Source organism: Paenibacillus sp. GbtcB18 (assembly GCF_019091125.1).
Taxonomy (GTDB): Bacteria; Bacillota; Bacilli; order Paenibacillales; family NBRC-103111; genus Paenibacillus_F; species Paenibacillus_F chitinolyticus.
In genome coordinates, this window is the sequence record NZ_JAGXJX010000681.1 from 1 (window position 1) to 245 (window position 245).

At 53.9% G+C, this 245-nt stretch carries 1 protein-coding gene; it reads right to left on the reverse strand.

Going from position 1 to position 245, the window contains the following annotated elements; translation table 11 throughout:
• Positions 1-200, reverse strand: a 200-nt coding sequence (locus KVT34_RS30805; RefSeq protein ID WP_217563354.1) for a hypothetical protein, incomplete at its 3' end; no start/stop codon positions are given.
• Between the last annotated feature and the right edge of the window lie 45 nt (positions 201-245).

Below are 245 nucleotides of genomic sequence, written 5' to 3' on the forward strand. Positions count from 1 at the left end.
GGCATTCCCGTCGGTCCTTTGATGGCGGCAGGCACTACACCCGTTTTGCTGAAAATATTCACGTTCGTCGTCGACCGGATCTCCTGAGTTCCGAACGTCCGGATTTCTGCAGCCTGTAAATAAAAACGCGCCGAACTGTCTTCGGACAGTTCTGCGCCTTGCCGGCCTTGGGAGGCCGGTTTTATTTTGGTTATTCGCATGTGGATTAACAGGCTGGGTTGCGGGACGACTAACCTGACCCTAAG